This window comes from Halalkalibacter lacteus (assembly GCF_036663595.1).
Lineage (GTDB): Bacteria > Bacillota > Bacilli > Bacillales > Bacillaceae_D > Halalkalibacter > Halalkalibacter lacteus.
In genome coordinates, this window is the sequence record NZ_JAWRVL010000476.1 from 1 (window position 1) to 233 (window position 233).

Annotated in this window: 1 protein-coding gene; it reads right to left on the reverse strand. The window is 75.1% G+C overall.

What is annotated here, in order from left to right:
• A partial coding sequence (locus SAZ04_RS23075; protein ID WP_332700143.1) for a potassium transporter TrkG occupies positions 1-233 on the reverse strand: 233 nt, incomplete at both ends.

Consider the following 233-nt stretch of genomic DNA (forward strand, 5'->3'; position numbering starts at 1 on the left):
CCGTGAGGACCCGCCGCGGGGCGCGGAACAGTTCCCACAGGGTCGTGGTCTTCAGCCCGCCCCCGGTGCCGCCCGGCGAGGCGCCGACGGCCATCAGGAGCACCGTGAAGAACGCCATCGCCCGCGGGAAGCCGTAGACCGGGAGGATGTTCATCCCGGCGGTGCGGGCGTTGAGGCTGGTGGTGGAGGCGCCGACCAAGGCGTCGGGCCAGGCGGCCGGCCAGAGGCGGCGG